Raw genomic sequence first — 23,289 nt, 5'->3', positions numbered from 1 at the left:
CATATAAGGTTGATGAAAAATGAAGCCAAATTACAAAATCTAAGCGATTTCGAAAATAAGTCGCTTTTAATAGTAGATGATGACAATCCTTTTAGAGAAAGATTGGCAAGAGCTATGGAAAAAAAAGGTTTTGAAGTTTTTCAAGCTGAGAGTGTACAAAAGGGAGTTGAATCCGTTAAAAGTAAAAAACCAGGTTTTGCAGTTGTGGACTTAAGACTTGGAGACGGTAATGGCCTTGAGGTCGTTAAGGAGATTCAATCTTCTAATAATGATAGTAGAATTATAATGCTCACGGGTTATGGAAATATTCCCACTGCAGTTGCAGCTATTAAAGAAGGTGCAATTGATTACTTAGCAAAACCAGCAGATGCAGAAGATGTAGAAAAAGCATTGTTGGCAGATCCAGCTAAAAAGGCTGCACCACCAGAAAATCCAATGTCAGCAGATAGAGTTAAATGGGAACATATTCATAGAGTATTTGAATTATGTAATAGGAATGTTTCTGAAACAGCTCGAAGATTGAAGATGCACAGAAGAACTCTTCAAAGAATTCTATCTAAAAGATCCCCTAGATAATATTTCTTATTTTAATTATTCGTTTAGCGGCTAAAGCTAAAATAATAATTTTAAATAGTTCTGCTAATAAAAATGGTTTTGCACCAAGTGAAAATATCGGTTTATCCCAACCAATCAGAGTACCCAGCCATATTAAACCCAAGATATAGATTGTAGATGTTGCAATAACTAATTTAGTTAGAATAATTATAAAACTATCTTTTGTATTAATTTTTGAGGCTAAATAACAAGCAGTTAAAAAACCAATTAAATATCCCATCGTTGGACCAGTAAAATAGACTATACCAATTCCTTTTTCTGGGGAGTTTGAAAATACAGGTAATCCCGCAATCCCCTCTAATAAATATAAACCTACAGAAGCTAATCCAATTTTATAACCTAGGCTTACACCTAAGAATAAAACAACAAATGTCTGCATTGTCATTGGAACTGGATAAAATGGAATTTTAATTTTTGCAGAGATAGTTAAAGCAATTGAACCCAGAATCACAGCTAACAAAGATTTTATAATTTTTGTTTGTGTTAAGTTTTTTGTAAGTTCCATAGTAAAATAATACTCAAAATATAAAAAATAATCTAGCTATATTAGCTTAAAGGTTTAAATTTATTTTTTTATATACAGAAATTGTTAGCAATGTAATATTTGTTAATCTTCATGAATAAAATACAAAAAACAGATCATTTTTATTTAATTGACGGCTCTGGTTATATTTTTAGAGCTTATTATGCCTTACCACCATTAACTAGAAAAAGTGATGGGCTACCTACAGGTGCTGTTAGTGGATTTTGTAGCATGTTGTTTAAATTATTAGAGGATTCAAAATCTGATCAAAATTTACAAAAACCAACTCATTTTGCAGTAATTTTTGACTCAGCCAGAAAGACCTTTAGAAATGAAATTTATAGTGATTATAAAGCAAATCGATCTGAGGCCCCTGATGATTTGGCACCTCAATTTGAATATATTAGAAAATCAGTTTTAGCATTTAATTTACCTTCTGTGGATTTACCAAACTATGAAGCTGACGATTTAATAGCCACATATGTTGATCAAATTCTTAAAAAAGGAGCTAAAGTTACAATCGTTTCATCCGACAAAGATTTAATGCAGCTTTATAAAAAAGGCGTTCGAATTTTTGATCCCATGAAAAATAAATTTATCACAGAGGACGATGTGATTAAAAAGTTTGGTGTTGATGCTTCAAAAGTTATAGATGTTCAATCTTTAGCAGGCGATAGTAGTGACAACGTACCTGGTGTTCCAGGAATAGGAGTGAAAACAGCCGCAGAATTAATTAATAAGTATGGCACTCTAGAAAAATTATTAGACTCTGCTCATGAGATTAAACAGAACAAAAGAAGAGAAACTTTAATAGAGAATAAAGATAAAGCTTTAATTAGTAAAAAACTTGTGACTCTAGACAACAAGTCTCCAGTAAATAAAAACTTAACAGAATTTAAACTCAAAGAGGTTGATAAAGATAAACTGTATAAATTTTTAAGAGAAATGGAATTTAATAGATTATTAAGTTCTGCAATTTCAGCTTATGGTGAACCAAAGTTATCTGGATCTGAAAATAATTTAAAATCTACTGAAAAACAAAAACCAATAAATAATAAAGATTATCATCTAATTACAGATATTAATGAAATTGATGAGTGGATAGAAGAAGCAGAGGAAGCGGGGGAAGTTGCTGTCGATACAGAGACAAGTTCGTTAGACCCTCATCAGGCTGATTTAGTTGGAATTTCACTTTGTTCAAAAATTGGAAAAGCTTGTTATATCCCAGTTGGTCATAAATCTCAGGACTGTTTAAATAAAGATAGTGTTATTTATAAATTAAAAAATTTATTAGAGGATCCAAGTGTTAAAAAAATTGGTCAAAATATTAAATTTGATTTTATAGTTCTCTACAAACTTGGCATTTCACTTTCATCAATGGAAGATACCATGCTTATGTCCTATGTATTAGATGCTGGAAAGAATAGACATAATATGGATACTCTTTCAGATATTCATCTAGGACATAAGACGATTTCATTCAAAGAAATTGTTGGAACTGGTAAAAAAGAAATAAATTTTAGCGAAGTAGAGTTAGAAGCAGCAAAAAATTATGCAGCAGAAGATGCAGACATTACTTTCAGGTTATATAAAAAGTTTGTCAAAAGCTTAAAATCTGAAAAATTATTTAATATCTATGAGATTTTTGAAAAACCACTAATTAAAATACTTGCGTTCATGGAAATTGAAGGTGTTGAGGTAGATAGTAAATTTTTAAATTCTCTTTCTTCTAAATTTGACAAGAAAATTAAAAAAATTGAAAAGGAAGTTTTTAAAATTTCTAAGAAAGAATTCAATATCGCTTCACCAAAACAATTGGGAGAAATTATATATAATGACCTTAAGATTGCAGGAACAAAAAAAACAAAAAAGGGAAGTTTTGCAACAAGTGCAAGTGTCTTAGAAGATTTAGCCTTCAAAGGTCATGAATTTCCAAAATTAGTATTAGATTGGAGACAGGTTTCAAAATTAAAAAATACTTACTCCGACGCTTTGCCAGAGCATATTAATCCAAATACAAAAAGGGTTCATACATCTTTTTTATTAGCAGCAACAACAACAGGCAGATTGGCCTCAAGTGATCCAAATTTGCAAAATATTCCAATTAAATCTGAAGATGGAAAAGATATAAGAAAAGCGTTTAAGGCCAAAAAAGATCATTTGTTGATATCAGCAGACTATAATCAAATTGAGATGAGAATTTTAGCAGATCTTGCAGATGTTAAAGAACTTAAAAAAGCTTTTAAAAATAATGAGGATATTCACTCATTAACAGCTAGCCAAATATTTAATATTGATATCAAAAAGGTAAATCAAGACCACAGAAGGAAGGCTAAGGCAATAAACTTCGGAATAATTTATGGTATTTCTCAGTATGGTTTAGCAAAACAAATAAATGTTTCTAATTATGAAGCAGAAGCATTTCTTAATGCTTATTTTGCTAAATTTCCTGAAATAAAAGTTTACATGGATAGCACAATTAAGTTTTGTAGAAAAAGTGGCTATGTAAATAACATATTCGGAAGAAGATCTCATTTTAATGGAATAAATGATAAAAATTTTAATGTAAGAAATTTTCAAGAGAGAGCAGCAATTAATGCTCCAATACAAGGGTCAGCATCTGAAGTTATGAGATTAGCAATGATCAGATTACACAAAAAATTAAATGAAGAAAAAAATTTGAAATCAAAAATACTTCTTCAAATACACGATGAGCTTATTTTTGAAGTCCCAAAAAAAGAGGAGAAGGCAATGGTCAAGTTAATAGAGAATGAGATGACCAGTGTTACTCAAAGTGATTATCATTCCTTTTCTACCCCTTTAACAGTTGATGTAAATGTTGGTGATAATTGGGGAATGCTTCACTAATTATATTCAATTGCCTAATTTAGAACAATTTAATATTTTTATATAAAAAATAAAAATGCAAACACAAACTATAGCTTTAATTGATGATGACAGAAACATACTAACTAGTCTTAGTATTGCTTTAGAAAAAGAGGGTTTCAAAGTTCAAACATATATTGATGGAGAGAGTGCATTAATCGGTCTTACTAGAATGCCACCTGACTTAGCAGTTATTGATATTAAAATGCCTAAAATGGATGGAGAAGAATTGCTTAAAAAATTAAGAAAAAAAACTTCTCTTCCGGTAATATTTTTAACATCAAAAGATGATGAAATTGATGAGTTGCTAGGATTAAAATTAGGTGCAGATGATTTTGTAAAAAAATCTGGAGGATTTTCAATTAAAGTTTTGATTGAAAGAATAAGAGTTCAATTAAGAAAAAAAGATTCAAACAATACATTGGAAGAAAATAAAAGCTTAATTTCACATGGTAGATTAAAACTTGACCCATCTCAGCTTGAATGTGAGTGGAATGGCAAACAGTTACCAGATAAATTAACAACTACTGAGTTTTTGATTGTTAAAGAATTGGCAAAAAGACCTGGAATAATTAAAGAAAGAGCTCAACTAATGGATATTGCTTACAGAGAAGATACAGATATTGAAGATAGAACTATTGATAGTCACGTCAAAAGAATAAGAAAAAAATTCAAAAAAGTAGATCCTGATTTTTCAGCTATTGAAACTAGATATGGTAGTGGATATAGATGGAATGTTAGCTGATGTTTAGTAAATACTTAAAAACACTTTCTATACTTAAAAAATTTCTTTTTATAAACTTTGTAATATTTACAATTATTGGTTTATTTACACTTACTTATCTTACAAATATTGAACCAAGTTTATTAAAAAAAAAATCTGAAGATCATATTAATATTATTAATAATACGACTGATAATATTAAAAGATTGAATATAAAATTTCAGGAAAATGATATTAGAAAATTCTTATTTTCTACAAGATTTATTTTTCAAAATTTAGACAGAGTTATTTTCTTTGACAATAAATTAGAATTAATTGGTGATACTGATACTTTAGATCTTGATCCACGATCTTTTTCAACACGATTAGATAAAATTGAATTTGAAAGTTTGAGTGATGAAGTCAAGGAAGATGAAAACAAAGAAAATAATTCTTCCCAAAATAATGAAACAAAAGCTTCATTTAAAGATTTATTAGAAAGGTATAACAATTCAGATAACTATGGAAATTATTATACTTTTACAGAAGATAATTTAAATCAATTTAAAGTTACAACAGTTAAAAATGTAAAAAGTGATGAAAATGATTTAGGTTTTATAGTTATATCTGAGAACGCTAATGAAATTAAAACAGCTATAGATGAGAGAAGAGCATTTGTAATTAGAACGGCAATATCAGTTGGTTTTGTAATTTTAATTTTTTCTTTTGTACTTAGTAGATATTTTATTAAACCAATTCAAAATTTAGTTGGATACACAATCAGAGTAAAAGAAAAAAATCCCGGCAAAACAGGAATTGAAAATTTGAAGAATAGAAATGACGAATTAGGATTATTATCTAATTCAATGGAGGATATGACTAATGAATTACAAAAACGAATTTCTCATGCAGAAAATTTCTCAACAGACTTAGTGCATGAAATAAGAAATCCACTAGCATCTTTAAAAAGTGCATCAGAAATTTTAAAAGATACAAAAGATATAAATCAACAGAATAAGCTTTTAGATATTCTTACCCACGATGTACAAAGAATTGAAAGATTAATCACAGATTATTCACAAATGTTGAAAGATGAAGTTGCTCTTAGTAAAGAGCAAATGAAAAAATTAGATATACAACCAATTATCCAATCTGTTGTTGATGATTATAATAACATTTATAAATTCAAAAAAAATATAAGTATAAACTATCAAAACGATGGAAAGTCAGAGTATCTAATTAATGGAATTGAAAATAGGATTGAACAAATCATTGCAAATTTATTAGATAATTCTATTTCATTTAGTGACGATGGTAGTGAGGTAATCGTGAATGTTTCAAATGGATTAGAAAAAAAAGTTACAGTTAAAATTTTAGATGAAGGACAGGGATTTAAAGAGAAAGATACTTCAAAAATTTTTAATCGTTTTTACAGTAATAGACCAGAAAATTTTGGTGAGCATTCAGGATTAGGTTTAAATATTGTAAAAAATTTAGTTGATCTTCATGATGGAAAAATTGAAGCATCCAATAGGCTCGATAAGCAAGGAGCATCGATAGAAATACAATTTCCTAGTTTGTAATCTTTAGTTGATAAAATAGAACTTAACTGTATAAAGCTCGCTATGGATGATTTTAAAGTAAAAGATATTTCCCAAGCTGAATTTGGAAGAAAAGAAATTTCTATCGCAGAAAGTGAAATGCCTGGTTTAATGGCATTAAGAGAAGAGTATTCAAAAGAAAAACCATTAAAAGGTGCTAGAATTATTGGATGTCTCCATATGACTATCCAAACAGCAGTACTAATTGAGACATTAGTAGATCTTGGAGCAGAAGTAAGATGGTCATCTTGCAATATATTTTCTACACAAGACCATGCTGCAGCAGCAATAGCGAAAGCTGGAATTCCTGTTTATGCATGGAAAGGTGAAACAGAAGAAGAGTACTTGTGGTGTATTAAACAAACAATAGTTGGAAAACCTGATTGGAAACCCAACATGTTATTAGATGATGGGGGAGATTTAACTGCCATCATGCACAATGAATATAAAGATTTAATGAAAGATATAAAAGGTGTTTCAGAGGAGACTACAACTGGAATTAAAGCATTAAATAAAATGGAGAAAGATAATTCTCTGTTAGTTCCTGCAATAAACGTTAATGACTCTGTAACGAAATCTAAATTTGATAACTTATATGGATGTAGAGAAAGTTTAGTTGACGGCATCAGAAGAGCTACTGATGTTATGATGTCGGGTAAAATTGCAATAGTTGCTGGTTTTGGTGACGTTGGAAAAGGAAGTGCCGCATCTTTAAGACAAAGTGGTGCTAGAGTTCTTGTTACTGAAGCAGATCCTATTTGTGCGCTTCAGGCAGCAATGGAAGGTTATGAAGTAGTTTTAATGGAAGAAGCTATTAGTAGAGCAGACATAGTTGTTACAGCAACTGGAAATAAAGATATAGTTACAGCTGATCATATGAGAGATATGAAAGATAGAGCAATCTTATGTAATATTGGACACTTTGATAATGAAATACAAGTTGAGGCATTGAAAAATTACAAATGGACAGAAGTTAAGCCTCAAGTACATGAAATCGAATTACCAAGTGGAAAAAGAATTATCCTTTTAGCCGAGGGAAGATTAGTTAATTTAGGTTGTGCAACTGGACATCCAAGTTTCGTAATGAGCGCATCTTTTACCAATCAAGTAATTGCTCAAATAGAACTTTGGCATAACCATAAAAATTATGAAAATAAAGTTTATGTTTTACCCAAGCACTTAGATGAAAAAGTAGCAACATTACATTTGAAAAAAGTTGGGGCTAAATTAACAAAATTATCAAAAGAACAAGCAGATTACATAAGTGTTGGAACAGAAGGCCCATTCAAACCAGATGCCTATCGCTATTAAAAATAGCAAGATCGATATAAGTTCAGAAAAAACAACAAAAGTTTTAGCAGAAAGTTTTAAAAATTTTTTGCAAGGTGGAGAAATTATATTTTTATATGGTGAAATGGGTGTGGGCAAAACTACATTTATAAAATATTTGATTAATGAATTTCAAAAAAGTTCAGATTTTCCAATTACGGAAGTTTCAAGTCCAACATTTAATTTATTAAATGAATATCAAATAGGTCCCAAGAAGATAAAACATTACGATTTATTTAGGATTAAAAATAAAAGAGATACTAATGATCTAAACATATTTGAAAAAGATAATAATTTAATTACTTTTGTTGAGTGGCCAGAGTTAGTTAAAGATATTCAGGAAAAAGTTATTGTATTAAGATTTAACTATGAAAATGAGCTAAATAATAGAAGTGTTGAGATCACAGGCATCGATTAAGAATATAATAGAATGAAAAAATCAAAAGATTTGCAAAAAATTAAAGGAGATGCATCATTTAGAACTTTTTATAGAAGTAAAAAAAATAACTCTATAGTTGTTTATGCAAAAAAAGAAAAAAAGAAAAATTTATTAATTTATGATGCAGTCAACAAAATTTTAATAAAAAATAGAATATCTGCACCAAATCTGATTAGCCATAATTATAAAAAAAACTTCATTGAAATTCAGGATTTTGGAAATGTTTCGTTATTTAAAATTTTAAAAAATAAAAAAAGAAATAAGTATTTATTTTTTAAAAATATTATTAACATACTGAATAAATTACAAAGTATAAAAACTAAAAAAATAAAAAACTTTTTAAATCAAAATTACAAACTTGAATTATATAAAAATAAAATTTTATATAATGAAGCAAAACTTTTTAGTGACTGGTATGTTGAAAAAAAATTAAATAGAAATAAATCTTTATTCAAAAAAAAATTTAAAAACGAGATAAATAAATTATTATCTAAACTTAATAATAAAAACATTACTTTTGTACATAGGGATTTTCATGTTTCAAATTTAATGTATTTTAAAAATCAAATTAGCTTAATTGACAATCAAGACGCTCTTATTGGAAATAAAGCTTATGATTTAGCATCATTGATAGATGATGTTAGATTTAAAACTAATAACAGATTAAAAAAAAAGATTTTTGATTATTATATAAAAACCAATAAAAAAATTAACTTAATTAAATTTAAACAAGACTTTGAAATACTGTCAGTTCTAAGAAATTTAAAAATCATTGGAATTTTTACAAGGCTCGCTTATAGAGATAATAAAAAAAAATATATTCAATTAATCCCTTATGCATGGGAAATGATAGATTACAGATTAAAACAGAATAAGATTTTTAAGGATTTAAAATTATTATTAAAAAATAATTTTCCAGAATTTATCAATTAAATTATGAAAATAAATACAGCGTTAATATTATGTGCAGGATATGGAAAAAGATTAAACCCAATAACATTAGATACACCCAAACCATTGTTAGAGTTACATAATGTAACAATGTTAGAAAAGTGCATCCAATTGATTAAAAGTTTGGGAATTAAGAAAATTTTAATAAATTCATTCTATTTAAAAGATCATTTTCCAAAATTTTTTAAAGATAAAAATTTTGATATTGATATTGAAATTATAGAAGATGGAAAAGAAATTCTAGATACTGGGGGTGGTATTTTAAATTTAATTAAGCATTCTAATGAAGATGATTTTATAGTTTTTAATCCTGATACTGTTTGGACAAAAGAGTATTTTGATGAAATTAATAAAATGGAAGAGTTCTATTTTAGTGAAAAACTAAAAAATATTCTTCTATTAGTAAATAAAAATTTAAGTTTTGATAAAAATTTAAAGGGCGATTTCAATTTAGAAAATAATATTATTACTAAGGAATTAGATAAAAATTATATTTACATCGGCTGTCAGATATTAAGTAAAAAATTGTTTAAAAATGAAACTAATGAAAAGTTTTCAATTTCTAAAATTTGGAACAAATTGATTGATACCAAAGATTTAAATGGATATGAAAGCAAACAAAATTTTTATCATTTAACTAATTTGGAAATCTTCAAAAAACTAAAAGATCTTTAGCTCTATCAGAGTCTAAATATTTAGCACTTAAAACTTTTCTATCTACATTTACTTCAATGAGCAAAGGATTACCTGTTGGTATTTCTAATTTTGAAATTACATTATTATCCAAATTAAATAGGTACTTACAAAGAGCTCTAATTGAATTTCCATGTGCAGATATTAAAATATTTTTATCATTTATGATTTCAATTTTCTTTTTGTAAAAATCTATTACTCTCTCATAAGTGTCTTTTAGAGACTCTGTACTAGGTATTTTGTCTTCAGGAATATTTTTATAAATTTCTATATTACATGGATGATATGGATTTTGTTTTTCTAGAGGATCAGGTCTTAAATCCCAAGACCTTCTAAACTGATGTACCTTATCTTCCCCCAATTTTATCTTCATTTCGTCTTTATTAAGACCAGTAAGTGCACCATAATGTCTTTCGTTTAATTCCCATGCCTCACTAGGAACTTTATTATCCTTTAATTCTCCTTGAATTATTTTTAATGTATTTTTGGCTCTTAATTGAACAGATGAGAAATAAAGATCTATTGTTAGGTTGTTTTTATTAATTAATTCACCTGCTTTTTTTGCTTCAGATTTACCATTTTCTGTCAAATCAACATCTACCCATCCTGTAAATTTTTTTTCTAAATTCCAAACACTTTGACCGTGTCTAACTAAAACTAAATAACTCATCTTCCACCTTTTAAATTAATTTGATAAATAAAACTACAAGATTAATGAAATATTTTTTTCAAAAATATAAATATTTTTTTTTATTATTTAATTTTATTTTACTTTCTGCTTGCTCATCAATTCCATCTAACACTGCAGATGGTTGCTCAATATTTAATGAACGATATCTGTGGTATAAGCATGCTAAAAAAGCAGAAGCAAAGTGGGGTACACCTGTGTATTTACAATTAGCTATTATAAAGATGGAATCTAGTTTTGATAGGTTGGCAAAACCTCCAAGACAAAAAATATTCAAAGTTATTCCTTACAAAAGACCTTCTAGTTCTTTTGGATATTCTCAAGCGGTGAAAGGTACTTGGAAACAATACAAAGAAGAAACTGGAAATAAATTTGCAACAAGAACAAGATTTAAAGATAGTGTAGATTTTATTGGTTGGTATACAAACAAAACTGAGAAAATTTTAAAAGTTTCAAAGAAAGATGCTTTTAGACAATATGTTGCATACCATGAGGGGTGGGGAAATTACAAAAATTATAAAAAAAATAAGAAGATTATTAACTTAGCTAAAAGAGTTGAGAAACAGTCAAATATTTATAAAAAACAATTATCAGATTGTAAAAATAAATTAACTACAAGTAAGTATATTATTTTTTAATTTAATTGTTTTTTCAGCTCTATATCTACGGCGTCAATCCGCTTAGTATTTTTTGCTAATGCTAAATACATTGTAGGGGTTACATATAGAGTAAAGAATGTTGATATAATCATTCCACCTAAAATAGTTGCACCAACTGCTAATCTTGATCCTTCTCCAGCACCAGGACCTATATTTCCGATAACCAAAGGTATCATAGCAATCATAGTACTTAGTGATGTCATTATAATAGGTCTAATTCTTAGCTTACAGGCCCTCAACACTGCCTCTTGAATTTTAACACCTGTTGTTCTTATTTGATTGGCATAATCGACTATTAAAATACTATTCTTCGTAGAAATACCAATAAGAATGATCAAGGCAATTTGTGAGAATATATTTACTGAACTATTTAAAAATAAAATAAATACTAAACCACCAAATACAGCCAAAGGAACTGTCAAAATAATTATGAAAGGGTGTACAAATGAGTTAAATGTTGCTGCCATTACCAAATAAGCAGTCAACAAAGCTAAAGCAAAAATTAAATAAATTTCGTTTGTAGTTTCTTTCAATTCTTCTGATTTTCCTTTCCAAGTAATTTGGTTTTGAGGCGCAACTTTTATCATTACATCTTCTAAATATTTAACAGCTTCAGTTAGTGTGTAATTTTCTGATAGTGCAGCTGAAATTGTAACAGCTCTTTGTCGATTATATCTTGGTAGTGCCTCTGCAGTTCCTTTTTCCTCAAATTCAACAAGACTAGCTATTGAAACTAATTTTCCAGTTGTTTCAGATCTTACAAATATTTTTGATAATCCGTCTTGATCACGTCTATCAGCTAAATATTGTTGTAAGATTATTGGGTATTCTCTTCCTTCTTTACTAAATGAAGTAACTCTTTTTCCTCCATAAAGTGTTTCAAGAGTTCTACCTATATTTTCTGTAGATACACCTAGGTCATTAGCTCGATTTTTGTTTGTGATTAATTTAACTTCAGGTTTGTTTTTTGTGTAATCACTTTCAATTCTGAACATATTTCTATTTTTTCTTAATTCTCTTAGAACACTATTTTGAATATCTTCTAATTCTTCATAGCTTGTCCCATAAATAACCATCTGTACTGGTTTGTTGTAGTTTGAAACTCTTATTCCTTGCGGAGATATTGGAAATGCAAAAGTTTCTGGAACCGAAACCACTTGTCCAATAGCTTCTCTTAATACAGTTTGACTATTTTTTTCTCTATTTTTCCATTCATCAAGTAAAGCAATTATTATAAAAGTGTTATAAGATGTTGCGGATCTTCCAAATCCAGGAACTCTCATGATTAGTCTTTCATATGGGCTATCTTCTGCTTGCAATAATCTTAATATTCTTCCTTCAATTATCTGAGCTTTTTCTTGAGTATATTCAAATGAACTACCTTCATCTGTCGAACCTATTATTAAATAAGAACCTCTATCCTCCATAGGCAGTAATTCTTTTTTTGAAAAATTAAAAAGATAAGCAGATGCTGCAACGATAAAAATTATAAATATCGAAATAGTTTTTTGTCTATTTATCCAGTACTTGAGTGAATCAATATAAAATCCGGTAAAAGATTTAAATTTATTATTAAATTTTCTAACTAAGAAATTAACTTTTTCTTTTTTATTTAAAAACTTACTTCCAAGCATTGGAGATAGAGTTAATGCAACAAAGGATGATACTACAATTGAAAATGATAGCGCTATGGCTGTCTCTTTAAATAAAGTTCCAGATATTCCTTTAATAAATATAAGGGGCAAGAACACTGCAATTAAAATTAAAGTAGTTGCAATAATAGCAAAAGTAATTTGCTTAGAACCTTTATAAGCAGCAACTAGTGGTGTTTCACCATTTTCTATTCTAGTATAAATAGCATCTGTCATAATTACAGAGTCATCAGTAATTATTCCTATTGCTAAAATAAAACTTAATAATACAAAAATATTTATTGAGAGATCAAAAATGTACAATCCAAGAAATGAACCAATTAAACTAACAGGAAGAGCTACAGCTGGTACAATTACCGCTTTAAGATTTCCAAGAAAAAGATAAATGATTAAAACAACTAGAACAAAAGCAATAATTAAACTTTTATAAACTTCTTCGATTGCAGCTCCAATATAGGTTGCTCTATTAAATGCTATCTCTAAACTTAGTCCATCTGGAAGTGATTTATTTAATTCTTTTATTTTGGCTTTAATTTGGTTTGATAACTCTACTGTTGAAGCACCACTTTTAGCGTATATGCCAATTCCTACAGTTTTTAAGTTGAGTGCATTTTTACTTTGTGCTTTGAATAAAGTTTTCTCTGAAACAGGTCCAAATTCTATATTTGCAACATCAGAAAGTATTACTACTTTGTCTTTATTTTTTCTAAGAGGAAGTTTCTTTATAGTATCTATGTTTGAATAAGACTTATCTATATTTAAAGTTAAATCTTTATTATTTGCCTCTAATGTACCAGCAGGAATATTAAGATTTTCATTTCTTAAAGCTCTTTCAACCTCTTGAATTGTAAGGTTATTGGCTGCTAATTTGATAGGATCTATCCAAACTCTTACACTAAGCTCTCTTAGTCCACCAACTAAGATCCTTCCAACATTTGGAACACTTGAAAAAGCATCTATCAGATATCTTTCGGCATAATCTCCAAGATCAAGATCGTCCCATGTAGGAGATGTCAGTGCTACCCACATTGTAGTTGTGAAACCTGCTGCTTGTTTTAGAATTTGGGGTGGATTAGACTCGCTAGGTAAATTGTCAACAACACGAGCAACTCTTTCTCTAATATCATTCGCTGCATCGTCTAAATCAATATCTGTATTAAATTGTATATTAATTCTGCTTCGTCCATTCAAAGAACTAGAGTCGATGTTTTTAATACCTTCTGCACCACCTATTACGTCTTCAAGTTTTTGAGTTATTTCTTCATCAATAATTTCTGCTGACGCTGATTTATAATCTGTTTGAACTTGAACTACGGGAGGCTGTATTCCATCTGGAAGTTCTCGAACTGGTAGCTCCGCAAAAACAAATATTCCAAAAATAATTAGAATTAAAGACATTACCCAAGCAACAACAGGTCGTTTAATACTAACTTCGGTTATATACATTTAATTATTTTTTTTCTTTTTCAGATTTTTTAAAAATATTTTTTAACCAATCAAATTTACCTTTTTTTTCTTCAGCTTTTTTGGATCCCTTTTTTTTACCCCAACCAGAATTTCCTTGTTTTTTCTTTGCACCTTTTTCTATAGGTCTAATCGTTAAATTTGGTCTAACTTTTTTTGTACCCTCAGCAACAATTTTATCTCCTTTATTTAATCCATCTAAAATCTCTACAAATCCTAAATATCTATCACCTACAGTAACATTTGTTTTCATTACTTTATTTTTCTCATCCACTTTATAAATAAATATATTTTCACCTTCGACTATTGTACTTGTGTCAGGTGCACTTAAACCATCTCTAACATTGTATTTAATTGAAATTTCTAAAAATGAACCTGGTAAAATTTCTCCAGATTTATTATCCATTTTTATTCTTGTAGCTAATGATCTGGTGTCTTGGCTTATTCTGCTTGCGAAGGAGTCAACTTCACCTTTATAAATTTTATTTTTATATCCAGAAAACTTTATATCAACAGGTAAGCCAACTTTTATAAATGGAACAAAAATTTCTGGTATATCAACATCGCAATACAGTGAGCTAGTATCTTCTAAATTAATTAATAAAGAAGATTTTGATACTTCTAAATCTTCAGAAAATTCTCTTTTTCCAATAACCCCATCAAATTGAGCAATAATTTTCCTATTCTTAAGATTAGCAACAACATCGCCTTTTTTAACTTTTTTATTAAAATCTATCGGCTTTAATATCTCATACTTTTCAACCTTAAATGACTGAGTTTTAACTGGTGCTGCTGTTCCGTATGTACTTATAACATTTTCAAAAGTTCTCTCTTGTGTTGTGGTCACTATTATTCCAGGAGGAGGTCTTTTACTAAATTTTTTCTTAAAATGATTTCCAATCATTGTTCTGCCAATAATCACTATGGCAATAATTAAAAAGAAGATGACGATTATACTCGTGATTTTAGTTGATGTTTTCATAATTTAAATTTTTCCATATTCCGACCAAGATCCGTCATAAATGGTTGGGAGATATTTAGTATTAACTAAAGAATATGCAAGCGCTAAAACACAAGCAGTAACACCAGATCCACAAGAAAAAACTAAATTTTCCTCAAAATTTTTTGATATTTCTTGAAATAATTTATTTAAATCCTCTTTATTTTTAAAAGTCTTATTTTCATTTATTACCTCTACAAAAGGTAAACATACCGAATTTGGAATAGAACCACTTCTTACATTTTTTCTTGGATCTGGAGCTTTACCTTCAAATCTTTCTCTACTTCGTGCATCTACTACTTTGAATTCTTTTCTAGAAATATTTTTATCAATTAAGACTTTATTTTTTACAAGTTTAGTTAATTCATTACCCTCATAATTAGATTTATTTAAATTTGCTGAAATATTTGATGTTTCTTTATTTTCGCTTTTCCATTTTTTAAAACCACCATCAAGAACATTAACCAATTTTGGATCATGACCAAAATAAATGAAATTATACCAACCTCTGCATGAACTTATGACATTTGAATTATCATAAATTACAATTTGATCATCATTTGAAATTCCTAAGTCTGAAATTATGTCATTCCAAGCCACTAAGCTTGGAAGCATATGAGGAAGGTCTGTGTCTTGTTCTGAATTTTTATCTAAATCAAAAAAAATAGCATTTGGGATATGCTCTTTATCAAATTCAACTTGAGCATTTCTATTTTCACCAGGCATATGCCAAGAACAATCAATTATCTTCACTTTGTCGAGATTTTTCTCTAGCCAATCTGTATCAACCAACGACATATTATCTCTTTTCCAGATACTTTTGGTGATACTCTTCTGCTGTACAATAGTTTTTATTTAATGAAATTTTTGTGACTACTTTGCCAGATAGTTTAATATTTTCTTTTTCTACCATCTTTTCCGCAATAGTTTTTTGATCATCGTTTGTATAAAAAATTTCACTTCTATACTGAGTACCAAAGTCAGGGCCTTGAGAATTTAAAGTAGTGGGGTCATGAAATTTAAAAAAATGTTCAAGAATATTTTCGTAAGAAATTATATTTGGATCAAATTCTAACTTAACTACTTCAGCATGATTGGTTATACCAGAACAAACTTCTTTATAATTTGTTTTGTCAGAGTTACCTCCACAATATCCTACTTCTGTCTTTGCAACACCATCAAGTTTGCTGAACTTTATTTCTGGTCCCCAAAAACATCCTAAACCTAAAATTGCTATTTCCATTGATAAATACCTTAATTAATCTAAGTTAATCACATGTTGTCAAAAAATCAATTGGGCTTTTTTTATATGTTTATATCTGTATGCGCTTTCTCGCTAATGGATTTAATTGTTAAATGGTCTGATGATTATCCAGTTGGGCAAGTTTTGTTTTTTAGAGGCTTTTGTGGAATAATCCCAATTTTATTCCTTATCCCTAAAGATCGGTATTTTGATTTCTATAAAACAACGCGACCTGTTCTTCATTTTAAAAGATGCTTAGCGGGACTTATAGCTTTAGTTTCTATATTTGTTGCACTTAGAAATTTACCTTTGGCAACCGTTGTAAGTATTTCCTTTGCCGCACCAATTTTTATTACAATTTTTTCAATTTTTTTATTAAATGAAAAAGTTGGTTTATATCGATGGATGGCAGTGCTAGTTGGATTTTTAGGAATAATATTTATTACCGAGCCAGGATTTAGTGCTTTAAATGTGTATTATATTTACCCAATTATTTTTTGTTTAGGTCTTTCCTATGTAGCAATTGCTATAAGAAAATTATCATCAACCGAACCTGCCTGGTTGATTAGTTTTTTCTTTTCATTCTCGATAATGCTTTTAAGTTTTTTATCGTTTTATCAGGGATGGATCTTGCCAAGTTTACTTGATTTATTTTTGTTATCAATGGTTGGTATATTAGGTGGTCTTGCAAATTTATGGCTATCACAATCTTATAAATATTCAGAAGTTAGTTTGGTTTCTCCCTTAAAATATCTTGGATTAGTTTTTGCAATAATATTTGGATATTTTATTTGGAATGAAATACCAACTTCTAAAACTTTGTTAGGTGCTTTATTAGTTATTGTTTCATCTATAATTATATTTAGAAGAGAAATGTATTTGAAAAAAAAACTATCTGTTTCACGTCATGAGTAAAACCCCATCATATTGGAATAAAGCAAAAAAGTATTTATCAAAAAAAGATAAAACTATGTCTTCTTTGATTAAAAAATATAAGTCACCATCAGAAACTGTTCTTACATCAAGGCGAGATGTTTTCTTTTCTCTTTGTAAAAGTATAATTGGTCAACAAATTAGTGTAGCTGCCGCTAACTCAGTTTTTTTAAAGTTTAAAAAAAAGTGTAAAAACAAAATTAATGCAAAAACAGTGAATAAATTATCAAGCTTTGAATTAAAGAGCTGTGGATTAAGCAGACAAAAAGTTAAGGGTATAAAAAGTTTAGCAGAACAAGTATTAAACAAAACATTTAATCCTAAAGTTATTCCAGGTATGTCTGATGAAGAAGCAATTATTTATTTATCTAAACTAAGACAAATAGGTAGATGGTCAGCTGAAATGATTTTATTATTTACTTATAATCGTCCCGATATATGGCCTGTACAAGATATAGGACTTCTAAGAGCTATTTCAAAAAATTATAATAAAAAATATCTTCCACCAGAAAGTTATGTAAACTTATTGCAAAAAAGATTTTCCCCATATTGTTCTGTAGCCACATGGTATCTTTGGAGAAGTATAGATCCTGAGCCTATTCAATATTAAAAGCTTCGACTATCTGTAAGTTTCTTTCGGTAGTATCTTTTGCGAGCGCCCAACCTTCTTGATATTCTTTAGAGTCATGACACTCCATAGCTTTTTCATAACTAGGAAATTCCCAAATTACTGTTCTTGGGTAAGTTTCTCCCTCTAAAGTATTAAACTTTCCTCCTCTTACTAGTGGTACACCCCCATAACTTTTGATTATATCTGTAACTTTAGCTCCATATTTTTTAATATTTTCTTGGTTATCTATCTTCTTATACAAAGCAATCCAGTAAACCTTCATCATTTCTCCTTTTTAAATTTTTTTACTTATGATACTAAACTTCATGGCTGACAAACTCATAATCTCTTTTGATGAATATATAAAAATTGTTGAGAAACTGGCAATACAAATTCACAAGGAATACAAACCTACAGTTTTAATTGGTATTATGAGAGGTGCTGCACCGATCCTTGATATCTTATCGAGGATTTTAAAATTACCAATAGCCTACATTGTTATTCAAAGTTATTCAGGCGAAGGAATGGAAGATAAGCAAGGTGAACTTATGTTTGCTAGAGAAATAAGCTCATTAGCTAATAACGAGGATTTTAGTAAAGTTTTATTGATAGATGACCTTTCTGATACTGGTTTAACTTTAAATAAAAGTATTGAGTGGTTAAAAAATTATCCTCAAACAAAAGATTTTATTAAAGAAGTTAAAACTGCTTGTCTTTGGAAAAAAAAATCATCAACTTTCGAACCAGATTTCTGTCCTGTAAGACTAGATTCTGACCCATGGATTGTTCAGCCAACTGAACATTATGAAGAATTATCTATTGAAGAATTAATTGAAAGAAATTAGTTAACAGGGCTAGTAAACTAGCCCTGTTAAGATTTTATTTAACTTACAGCAAAACTTACAACACTAAGTATTGCAACCACCCATATCGCTGGAGAAGTGCTTGAAAACTTTCCAGTAAATATTTTAATTAATGCGTAAGAAACAAATGCTAGGGCAATTCCATTACTAATACTGTATGTTAACGGCATTGCTATCATTGCAAGTATTGCAGGAGCAGACTCAGAAATATCGTTCCACTCAATATCTGTAATATTTCTTACAAAAAGAACAGACACAAAAAGTAGAGCTGCACCATCAATTTGTTTAGGTAAACTAGTTGCTAAAGGAGCAAAAAAGATACATGCTAAAAACAAAATACCAATTACAAGAGATGTCATTCCTGTTTTACCACCTGCTTTTACACCAGCACCGGACTCAACATAGCTTGTTACAGTAGTAGTTCCCATCATTGCACCCGCAACTGTTCCAACACTATCAGATAACATTGCTTTATTGATATCTTGAACTTTTCCATCTTTACCAACTTTACCCGCAACGTTTGCAACAGAGGTTAAAGTTCCAGCTGTATCAAAGAAGTCGATAAACAATAAAGTGAAGATTACTGTCGACATACTAGCAGTCATTGCAGCAGACAGATCAAAATCAAAAAGATATGTCATTGGAGGAGGTGAGCTAGCTAAACCATTAAATTTAGCAAGGCCAGCAGCCCAAGCAATGATACTAAATACCAAAATTCCTATGATGATGTTACCTTTTACATTCATTTTTTCTAAAACAATGATTGCTATAAAAGTTGCACATCCTAAAAGAACTAATGGATCTCCAAGATTACCTAATTTAACTAAAGTCACAGGATCATCTACAACCACTTCCATAATTTGTAATCCGATAATCGCTAAAAATAATCCTATACCTGCACCAATTCCTAATTTTAAACTTTTTGGAATTGAGTTAATTAGCCATGCTCTTATTGGCGTTAAAGATATTATTAAGAATAATACACCTGCTACCAATACAGCACCAAGTGCCTCTTGAGGTGTGTATCCCATTCCCGCACATACACCAAATGCAACGAATGCGTTAATACCCATTCCGGGTGCAAGTCCTATTGGCCAAGTCTTTCCATAAAAAGCCATAATAAAACATGCTAAAGCTGTTGCTAAAATCGTAGCTGTATATACCGCGCCGAAATCAAAGAAACCTTTTTCGGGTCCGGCGAATTCTCCCGATAAGATAAATGGATTTAAAAACATTATATAAGCCATCGTTAAGAACGTTGTGGTTCCTGCTATGACTTCAGTTTTAAAATCTGTTTTGTGTTTTTTATAATTAAAATAATTATCAAGCATTTGTCCTCCTAAAGTCTGATAATTATTTGATTCTGCTAGATAATACTTTGAATAAGTCCATTTTATTCACAGAATTCAACTCATAAGTTTATATTTATGCCATAATTGTAATGATAGTGTAATTAATATGAAAAATTTGAAGATTTTATTCACTATATTTTTTATCTTTTTATTTGTTTCTGGTTGTCAAACAGTTAAGCAAAAAACAGACGCAGCTATTCAAAAAGAAAATAAAAAGTTGAGTGAATTTATTGGTCAATCAGCAAGTAAATTACAAATGGAACTTGGAAAACCTGATGAAGATTTTGAAAATGAAAAGGGTAATTTTATTTTTATATATAATACCAAGAAGTATGGCTTTCCATGTGAGAGAAGATTTGAGATTAATCCAGATAAGTTAGTAATTGGATTTGCTTCCAACGGATGTTTTTAAATTTTACCTGCGAGGATAAATCCTCGCAAGTAAGGGTAAACTTATTTAATTTCTATAAGTTTTTTCTTTTTGTGCTCTGGTATAATTCTTTCACAAGATATTGTTAAAAGACCATCTTTAAGTTCAGCACCGTTAACTTTTACATCATCAGCTATAGTGAATGATCTTGCAAATTGTCTTTGAGAAATACCTTTGTGAATTATTTCTCCATTAACTTCATTGTTTTCAGATTTATCAACTTGTTTTGTTCTTACCGTTAATAAATTATCTTCAAACTCAACCTCAACATCATTTTTATTAAAACCAGCTAATGCAACTTCAATTGCATAATTATCCTTTCCAGTTTTTCTGATGTTGTATGGAGGGTAGTTTGATTGCATTGTCAAACTTCCGTTACCCAACATGTTTTCAAATTGATCAAACATATCGTCAAAACCAATTGAAAAAGGTCTTAGTGAGTTAAATATAGATAGATCCTTACTTGTCATAATATCCTCCTTTTTAAGCAAGTTTATTTTATGCAAGCCCCATAAGGCGACTTACCTAGTTTATTTAGGTATGATTAAAAAAATTTCAATATCTTAAAAACTAAATTTTTTCTGAAATTTTTAATGCAAATGCGTAGTCGAGTGCAATTTCTTCTATTGCTCCATCTCTACCAGATTTACCTCCATGACCCGCATTCATTTCTGTTTTTAGAAGTAATAAATTATTATCAGTTTTATAGTCTCTAAGTTTAGCTGTAAATTTTGCGGGTTCATCAAATAAAACTCTGTTATCACTTAAACTAGTTGTTATTAGCATATGAGGATAATCCATTTTTTTTATATTATTATAAGGAGCATATGAAAATATATAATCAAAGTGCTCTTTGTTTTCTTTAGCATTACCAAATTCATCAAATTCACCAACTGTGAGTGGTAAAGAGTGATCAAGATTGGTTGTTAATGAGTCTACAAAAGGAACAGCCATAATTATACCTAAAAATAATTCTGGAGCTTGATTAACAACAGCTCCCATTAATAAACCACCAGCAGATCCACCCATTCCGATTATTTTTCCTTTTGAAGTATAGTTATTTTCAATCAAATATTTTGCAGCATAAATATAATCTTCAAATGTATTTTTTTTATTAGTTAACTTTCCTTCTTTCCACCATTTCATTCCTTTTTCCATTCCACCTCTAATGTGTGCAGTAGCCCAAATAATATCTCTATTTATTAAGCTCAGCCTTGTTGAAGAAAAACTTGGACTCATCGAACTACCATACGATCCGTATCCGTATAGTAACAAATTTGCTGTTCCGTCTATTTTTGTATTTTTGTGTCTTGTAATTGTAAGTGGAACCATTCTTCCATCATGGGATTTAAACTCTATTCTCTCAACTATATAATCATCTGTATTATGGCCCGATGGTATTTCTTGTTCTTTTACAAGTATTTTAGATTTAGTTTTTAAATTGTATTTGTAAACTCTTGATGGTGTTTTAGGTGAAGAATATGAAACATAAATCTCATCTGTGTCTCTATTTTTTTGTGTTAATGAAACACCAGGAACACATACTTTTTCATCAGAAAAAATTAATTCCTCTTCGTTGTTTGTTAAAGTGTTAATAACAAATAATTTATCCAGAGCTTCTGATGTTTCGGATCTAATTATCCAGTTATTTAAAAATGAAAGTCCACCAATTAACACTTCTTTTTTTGCAGGAATAAATGTCTCCCAATTCTGATTTTCTAATGTTTCTGAAATATCTATTTTAAAATCCTCTGCATCTTTATTTGTATGATTATAAAATTTTCCATTCCATGAATTTACAGAGTAAAGAATTCCCTTTTCTCGTTTAATTATTAATTTTGGATTTGGTTTTACTTCATTTACGTGAAAGTAATATTGCTCTGAAGTATTATGATCAGAAGTATTTATGAAATAATATTTTTCATCAGAACTTAATCCAATACTAACAGTGAAAGCTTCACTTTTTTCCTCAAAGATTAGTTCATCTTCACTTTCAAAATTTCCAATTTTATGTCTATAAATTTTTCTAGCTCTATGATTTTCATCTAACTTTGAATAAAAAAGATACTTATCATCCAAGCTGAAAATTATACTTCCTGATGTTTCTTTGATTTCTTTTGAAATTATTTTATTATTTTTAATATTTCTTACATAAATTGTATAATATTCAGAACCTTTGGTATCTAGTGAGTACCCAAGATATTGATCATTGTTACTTACCTCTAAATCTCCAACACCGAAATATTCAACATTTAATTTTTCTTTTTCTTTATCTCCATTCCAAATTTCTTCAATTTCTGATGAACCAATTTTTTTTCTTAATTTTATAGAGTAATTTCCTTTGGCAGTAGTCTTTGTCCAATACTCATATGAATGATCTTTAAAAGGTAAGCTTTCATCATCTAATTTTATTCTACCTTTAATTTCATCAAATAATATTTTTTGAACATTTTTCGTATTTTTTAGATGATAATCAGTATATTCATTTTCATCTTCTAAATATTTTTTTACTTCTGGAAGAAGCTTAGTCTTGTCTTGCAAGACTTCTAAAATATTTTCTTGATGTATCCAGCTATAGTTATCTTCCCATTCCACATTGTGACAAGATTTTAGCTCTGGTTTTTTTTTTAGATATGGTACTTTCATTTTTAACTG

At 29.0% G+C, this 23,289-nt stretch carries 23 protein-coding genes; 13 read left to right on the top strand and 10 right to left on the bottom strand.

All coding sequences use genetic code 11. The features are described 5' to 3' along the window. The first annotated feature begins 12 nt into the window (after positions 1 to 12). Positions 13 to 576 (top strand): ActR/PrrA/RegA family redox response regulator transcription factor, encoded by a 564-nt coding sequence (locus tag ACTTA4_RS00425; protein ID WP_440613721.1) that lies wholly within the window; start codon positions 13 to 15, stop codon positions 574 to 576. On the opposite strand, the gene ACTTA4_RS00420 is transcribed toward ACTTA4_RS00425, so the two are convergent. After that, the gene (locus ACTTA4_RS00420) at positions 569 to 1,120 is read right to left on the bottom strand and encodes a biotin transporter BioY (protein ID WP_440633060.1); all 552 of its coding nucleotides are present in this window, start codon (positions 1,118 to 1,120) and stop codon (positions 569 to 571) included. The two genes, ACTTA4_RS00425 and ACTTA4_RS00420, sit on opposite strands and share 8 nt — an antisense overlap. 111 nt (positions 1,121 to 1,231) lie before the next feature. Between ACTTA4_RS00420 and polA the strand changes: the two genes are divergently transcribed. The 7 genes from polA to ACTTA4_RS00385 are packed head-to-tail and all read left to right on the top strand — an operon-like array spanning position 1,232 to position 9,722. Next, positions 1,232 to 4,006: a DNA polymerase I gene (gene polA / locus ACTTA4_RS00415; RefSeq protein ID WP_440633059.1), complete on the top strand. Its 2,775-nt coding sequence runs from the start codon at positions 1,232 to 1,234 to the stop codon at positions 4,004 to 4,006. Between the two features lie 55 nt (positions 4,007 to 4,061). Next, the gene (locus ACTTA4_RS00410; RefSeq protein WP_440613724.1) at positions 4,062 to 4,769 is read left to right on the top strand and encodes a response regulator transcription factor; all 708 of its coding nucleotides are present in this window, start codon (positions 4,062 to 4,064) and stop codon (positions 4,767 to 4,769) included. Further along, positions 4,769 to 6,310, top strand: a complete 1,542-nt coding sequence (locus tag ACTTA4_RS00405; RefSeq protein WP_440633058.1) for a sensor histidine kinase — start codon at positions 4,769 to 4,771, stop codon at positions 6,308 to 6,310. The genes ACTTA4_RS00410 and ACTTA4_RS00405 overlap by 1 nt, the downstream gene beginning before the upstream one ends. Positions 6,311 to 6,352: 42 nt before the next feature. Beyond that, the gene (ahcY, locus tag ACTTA4_RS00400) at positions 6,353 to 7,639 is read left to right on the top strand and encodes an adenosylhomocysteinase (RefSeq protein ID WP_440633057.1); all 1,287 of its coding nucleotides are present in this window, start codon (positions 6,353 to 6,355) and stop codon (positions 7,637 to 7,639) included. Beyond that, positions 7,623 to 8,075 (top strand): tRNA (adenosine(37)-N6)-threonylcarbamoyltransferase complex ATPase subunit type 1 TsaE, encoded by a 453-nt coding sequence (gene tsaE, locus ACTTA4_RS00395; RefSeq protein WP_440633056.1) that lies wholly within the window; start codon positions 7,623 to 7,625, stop codon positions 8,073 to 8,075. Before ahcY ends, tsaE begins: the two co-directional genes overlap by 17 nt. Positions 8,076 to 8,087: 12 nt before the next feature. Beyond that, positions 8,088 to 9,029, top strand: a complete 942-nt coding sequence (locus tag ACTTA4_RS00390; RefSeq protein ID WP_440633055.1) for a phosphotransferase — start codon at positions 8,088 to 8,090, stop codon at positions 9,027 to 9,029. Between the two features lie 3 nt (positions 9,030 to 9,032). Next, on the top strand, positions 9,033 to 9,722 hold the full coding sequence (locus ACTTA4_RS00385; protein ID WP_440633054.1) for a sugar phosphate nucleotidyltransferase: 690 nt from the start codon (positions 9,033 to 9,035) through the stop codon (positions 9,720 to 9,722). Here the strand turns inward: ACTTA4_RS00385 and ACTTA4_RS00380 are convergent. Beyond that, positions 9,700 to 10,410, bottom strand: a complete 711-nt coding sequence (locus tag ACTTA4_RS00380) for a 2,3-bisphosphoglycerate-dependent phosphoglycerate mutase (RefSeq protein WP_440633053.1) — start codon at positions 10,408 to 10,410, stop codon at positions 9,700 to 9,702. The two genes, ACTTA4_RS00385 and ACTTA4_RS00380, sit on opposite strands and share 23 nt — an antisense overlap. Before the next feature lie 44 nt (positions 10,411 to 10,454). Here ACTTA4_RS00380 and ACTTA4_RS00375 point away from each other — a divergent pair, with 44 nt between their 5' ends. Continuing rightward, the gene (locus ACTTA4_RS00375) at positions 10,455 to 11,066 is read left to right on the top strand and encodes a transglycosylase SLT domain-containing protein (protein ID WP_440633052.1); all 612 of its coding nucleotides are present in this window, start codon (positions 10,455 to 10,457) and stop codon (positions 11,064 to 11,066) included. Here the strand turns inward: ACTTA4_RS00375 and ACTTA4_RS00370 are convergent. The 4 genes from ACTTA4_RS00370 to msrA are packed head-to-tail and all read right to left on the bottom strand — an operon-like array spanning position 11,063 to position 16,446. After that, the gene (locus ACTTA4_RS00370; RefSeq protein ID WP_440633051.1) at positions 11,063 to 14,185 is read right to left on the bottom strand and encodes an efflux RND transporter permease subunit; all 3,123 of its coding nucleotides are present in this window, start codon (positions 14,183 to 14,185) and stop codon (positions 11,063 to 11,065) included. The genes ACTTA4_RS00375 and ACTTA4_RS00370 overlap by 4 nt on opposite strands. Positions 14,186 to 14,189: 4 nt before the next feature. Then, on the bottom strand, positions 14,190 to 15,185 hold the full coding sequence (locus ACTTA4_RS00365; RefSeq protein ID WP_440613734.1) for an efflux RND transporter periplasmic adaptor subunit: 996 nt from the start codon (positions 15,183 to 15,185) through the stop codon (positions 14,190 to 14,192). A 3-nt stretch (positions 15,186 to 15,188) separates the two neighbouring features. Beyond that, complete coding sequence (locus tag ACTTA4_RS00360; protein ID WP_440633050.1) at positions 15,189 to 16,001, bottom strand: rhodanese-like domain-containing protein; 813 nt, start codon at positions 15,999 to 16,001, stop codon at positions 15,189 to 15,191. Between the two features lies 1 nt (position 16,002). Beyond that, positions 16,003 to 16,446, bottom strand: a complete 444-nt coding sequence (gene msrA, locus ACTTA4_RS00355; protein WP_440633049.1) for a peptide-methionine (S)-S-oxide reductase MsrA — start codon at positions 16,444 to 16,446, stop codon at positions 16,003 to 16,005. Positions 16,447 to 16,479: 33 nt separating this feature from the next. On the opposite strand from msrA, the gene ACTTA4_RS00350 reads away from it, so the two are divergent. Next, positions 16,480 to 17,361 (top strand): DMT family transporter, encoded by an 882-nt coding sequence (locus ACTTA4_RS00350; protein ID WP_440633048.1) that lies wholly within the window; start codon positions 16,480 to 16,482, stop codon positions 17,359 to 17,361. Beyond that, a complete protein-coding gene (locus ACTTA4_RS00345; protein WP_440633047.1) occupies positions 17,354 to 17,989 on the top strand; it encodes a DNA-3-methyladenine glycosylase family protein in 636 nt (211 codons plus the stop codon). Before ACTTA4_RS00350 ends, ACTTA4_RS00345 begins: the two co-directional genes overlap by 8 nt. Here ACTTA4_RS00345 and ACTTA4_RS00340 read toward each other — a convergent pair. Next, the gene (locus ACTTA4_RS00340; RefSeq protein ID WP_440633386.1) at positions 17,976 to 18,272 is read right to left on the bottom strand and encodes a DUF1330 domain-containing protein; all 297 of its coding nucleotides are present in this window, start codon (positions 18,270 to 18,272) and stop codon (positions 17,976 to 17,978) included. The genes ACTTA4_RS00345 and ACTTA4_RS00340 overlap by 14 nt on opposite strands. 28 nt (positions 18,273 to 18,300) lie before the next feature. On the opposite strand from ACTTA4_RS00340, the gene ACTTA4_RS00335 reads away from it, so the two are divergent. After that, positions 18,301 to 18,834 carry a phosphoribosyltransferase gene (locus ACTTA4_RS00335; protein WP_440613739.1) on the top strand — a complete coding sequence of 178 codons (534 nt, stop codon included), beginning with the start codon at positions 18,301 to 18,303 and terminating at the stop codon, positions 18,832 to 18,834. A 38-nt stretch (positions 18,835 to 18,872) separates the two neighbouring features. On the opposite strand, the gene ACTTA4_RS00330 is transcribed toward ACTTA4_RS00335, so the two are convergent. Next, positions 18,873 to 20,183 (bottom strand): NCS2 family permease, encoded by a 1,311-nt coding sequence (locus ACTTA4_RS00330; protein ID WP_075506462.1) that lies wholly within the window; start codon positions 20,181 to 20,183, stop codon positions 18,873 to 18,875. Between the two features lie 127 nt (positions 20,184 to 20,310). On the opposite strand from ACTTA4_RS00330, the gene ACTTA4_RS00325 reads away from it, so the two are divergent. Next, positions 20,311 to 20,616, top strand: a complete 306-nt coding sequence (locus ACTTA4_RS00325) for a hypothetical protein (protein ID WP_440633046.1) — start codon at positions 20,311 to 20,313, stop codon at positions 20,614 to 20,616. A 41-nt stretch (positions 20,617 to 20,657) separates the two neighbouring features. Here the strand turns inward: ACTTA4_RS00325 and ACTTA4_RS00320 are convergent, their stop codons facing one another. Both ACTTA4_RS00320 and ACTTA4_RS00315 read right to left on the bottom strand, forming a co-directional pair. After that, positions 20,658 to 21,104 (bottom strand): Hsp20 family protein, encoded by a 447-nt coding sequence (locus ACTTA4_RS00320; protein ID WP_440633045.1) that lies wholly within the window; start codon positions 21,102 to 21,104, stop codon positions 20,658 to 20,660. Between the two features lie 100 nt (positions 21,105 to 21,204). After that, complete coding sequence (locus ACTTA4_RS00315) at positions 21,205 to 23,280, bottom strand: S9 family peptidase (protein ID WP_440633044.1); 2,076 nt, start codon at positions 23,278 to 23,280, stop codon at positions 21,205 to 21,207. Positions 23,281 to 23,289: the final 9 nt, after the last annotated feature.

Origin of the sequence: Candidatus Pelagibacter sp. HIMB1485, assembly GCF_052048055.1 — a bacterium.
In the GTDB taxonomy this organism is placed as follows: Bacteria; Pseudomonadota; Alphaproteobacteria; order Pelagibacterales; family Pelagibacteraceae; genus Pelagibacter.
This window is presented reverse-complemented; position numbering and strand designations above follow the sequence as displayed.

What these genes read in the sequence shown, in the direction of transcription:
- ACTTA4_RS00425 (WP_440613721.1), top strand. Translation starts at nt 13, where the DNA reads ATGAAAAATGAAGCCAAATTACAAAATCTAAGCGATTTCGAAAATAAG.
- ACTTA4_RS00345 (WP_440633047.1), top strand. Translation starts at nt 17,354, where the DNA reads ATGAGTAAAACCCCATCATATTGGAATAAAGCAAAAAAGTATTTATCA.
- ACTTA4_RS00335 (WP_440613739.1), top strand. Translation starts at nt 18,301, where the DNA reads ATGATACTAAACTTCATGGCTGACAAACTCATAATCTCTTTTGATGAA.
- polA (WP_440633059.1), top strand. Translation starts at nt 1,232, where the DNA reads ATGAATAAAATACAAAAAACAGATCATTTTTATTTAATTGACGGCTCT.
- ahcY (WP_440633057.1), top strand. Translation starts at nt 6,353, where the DNA reads ATGGATGATTTTAAAGTAAAAGATATTTCCCAAGCTGAATTTGGAAGA.
- tsaE (WP_440633056.1), top strand. Translation starts at nt 7,623, where the DNA reads ATGCCTATCGCTATTAAAAATAGCAAGATCGATATAAGTTCAGAAAAA.
- ACTTA4_RS00405 (WP_440633058.1), top strand. Translation starts at nt 4,769, where the DNA reads ATGTTTAGTAAATACTTAAAAACACTTTCTATACTTAAAAAATTTCTT.
- ACTTA4_RS00320 (WP_440633045.1), bottom strand. Translation starts at nt 21,104, where the DNA reads ATGACAAGTAAGGATCTATCTATATTTAACTCACTAAGACCTTTTTCA.
- ACTTA4_RS00365 (WP_440613734.1), bottom strand. Translation starts at nt 15,185, where the DNA reads ATGAAAACATCAACTAAAATCACGAGTATAATCGTCATCTTCTTTTTA.
- ACTTA4_RS00410 (WP_440613724.1), top strand. Translation starts at nt 4,062, where the DNA reads ATGCAAACACAAACTATAGCTTTAATTGATGATGACAGAAACATACTA.
- ACTTA4_RS00420 (WP_440633060.1), bottom strand. Translation starts at nt 1,120, where the DNA reads ATGGAACTTACAAAAAACTTAACACAAACAAAAATTATAAAATCTTTG.
- msrA (WP_440633049.1), bottom strand. Translation starts at nt 16,446, where the DNA reads ATGGAAATAGCAATTTTAGGTTTAGGATGTTTTTGGGGACCAGAAATA.
- ACTTA4_RS00380 (WP_440633053.1), bottom strand. Translation starts at nt 10,410, where the DNA reads ATGAGTTATTTAGTTTTAGTTAGACACGGTCAAAGTGTTTGGAATTTA.
- ACTTA4_RS00340 (WP_440633386.1), bottom strand. Translation starts at nt 18,272, where the DNA reads ATGAAGGTTTACTGGATTGCTTTGTATAAGAAGATAGATAACCAAGAA.
- ACTTA4_RS00330 (WP_075506462.1), bottom strand. Translation starts at nt 20,183, where the DNA reads ATGCTTGATAATTATTTTAATTATAAAAAACACAAAACAGATTTTAAA.
- ACTTA4_RS00350 (WP_440633048.1), top strand. Translation starts at nt 16,480, where the DNA reads ATGTTGTCAAAAAATCAATTGGGCTTTTTTTATATGTTTATATCTGTA.
- ACTTA4_RS00385 (WP_440633054.1), top strand. Translation starts at nt 9,033, where the DNA reads ATGAAAATAAATACAGCGTTAATATTATGTGCAGGATATGGAAAAAGA.
- ACTTA4_RS00325 (WP_440633046.1), top strand. Translation starts at nt 20,311, where the DNA reads ATGAAAAATTTGAAGATTTTATTCACTATATTTTTTATCTTTTTATTT.
- ACTTA4_RS00360 (WP_440633050.1), bottom strand. Translation starts at nt 16,001, where the DNA reads ATGTCGTTGGTTGATACAGATTGGCTAGAGAAAAATCTCGACAAAGTG.
- ACTTA4_RS00315 (WP_440633044.1), bottom strand. Translation starts at nt 23,280, where the DNA reads ATGAAAGTACCATATCTAAAAAAAAAACCAGAGCTAAAATCTTGTCAC.
- ACTTA4_RS00370 (WP_440633051.1), bottom strand. Translation starts at nt 14,185, where the DNA reads ATGTATATAACCGAAGTTAGTATTAAACGACCTGTTGTTGCTTGGGTA.
- ACTTA4_RS00375 (WP_440633052.1), top strand. Translation starts at nt 10,455, where the DNA reads ATGAAATATTTTTTTCAAAAATATAAATATTTTTTTTTATTATTTAAT.
- ACTTA4_RS00390 (WP_440633055.1), top strand. Translation starts at nt 8,088, where the DNA reads ATGAAAAAATCAAAAGATTTGCAAAAAATTAAAGGAGATGCATCATTT.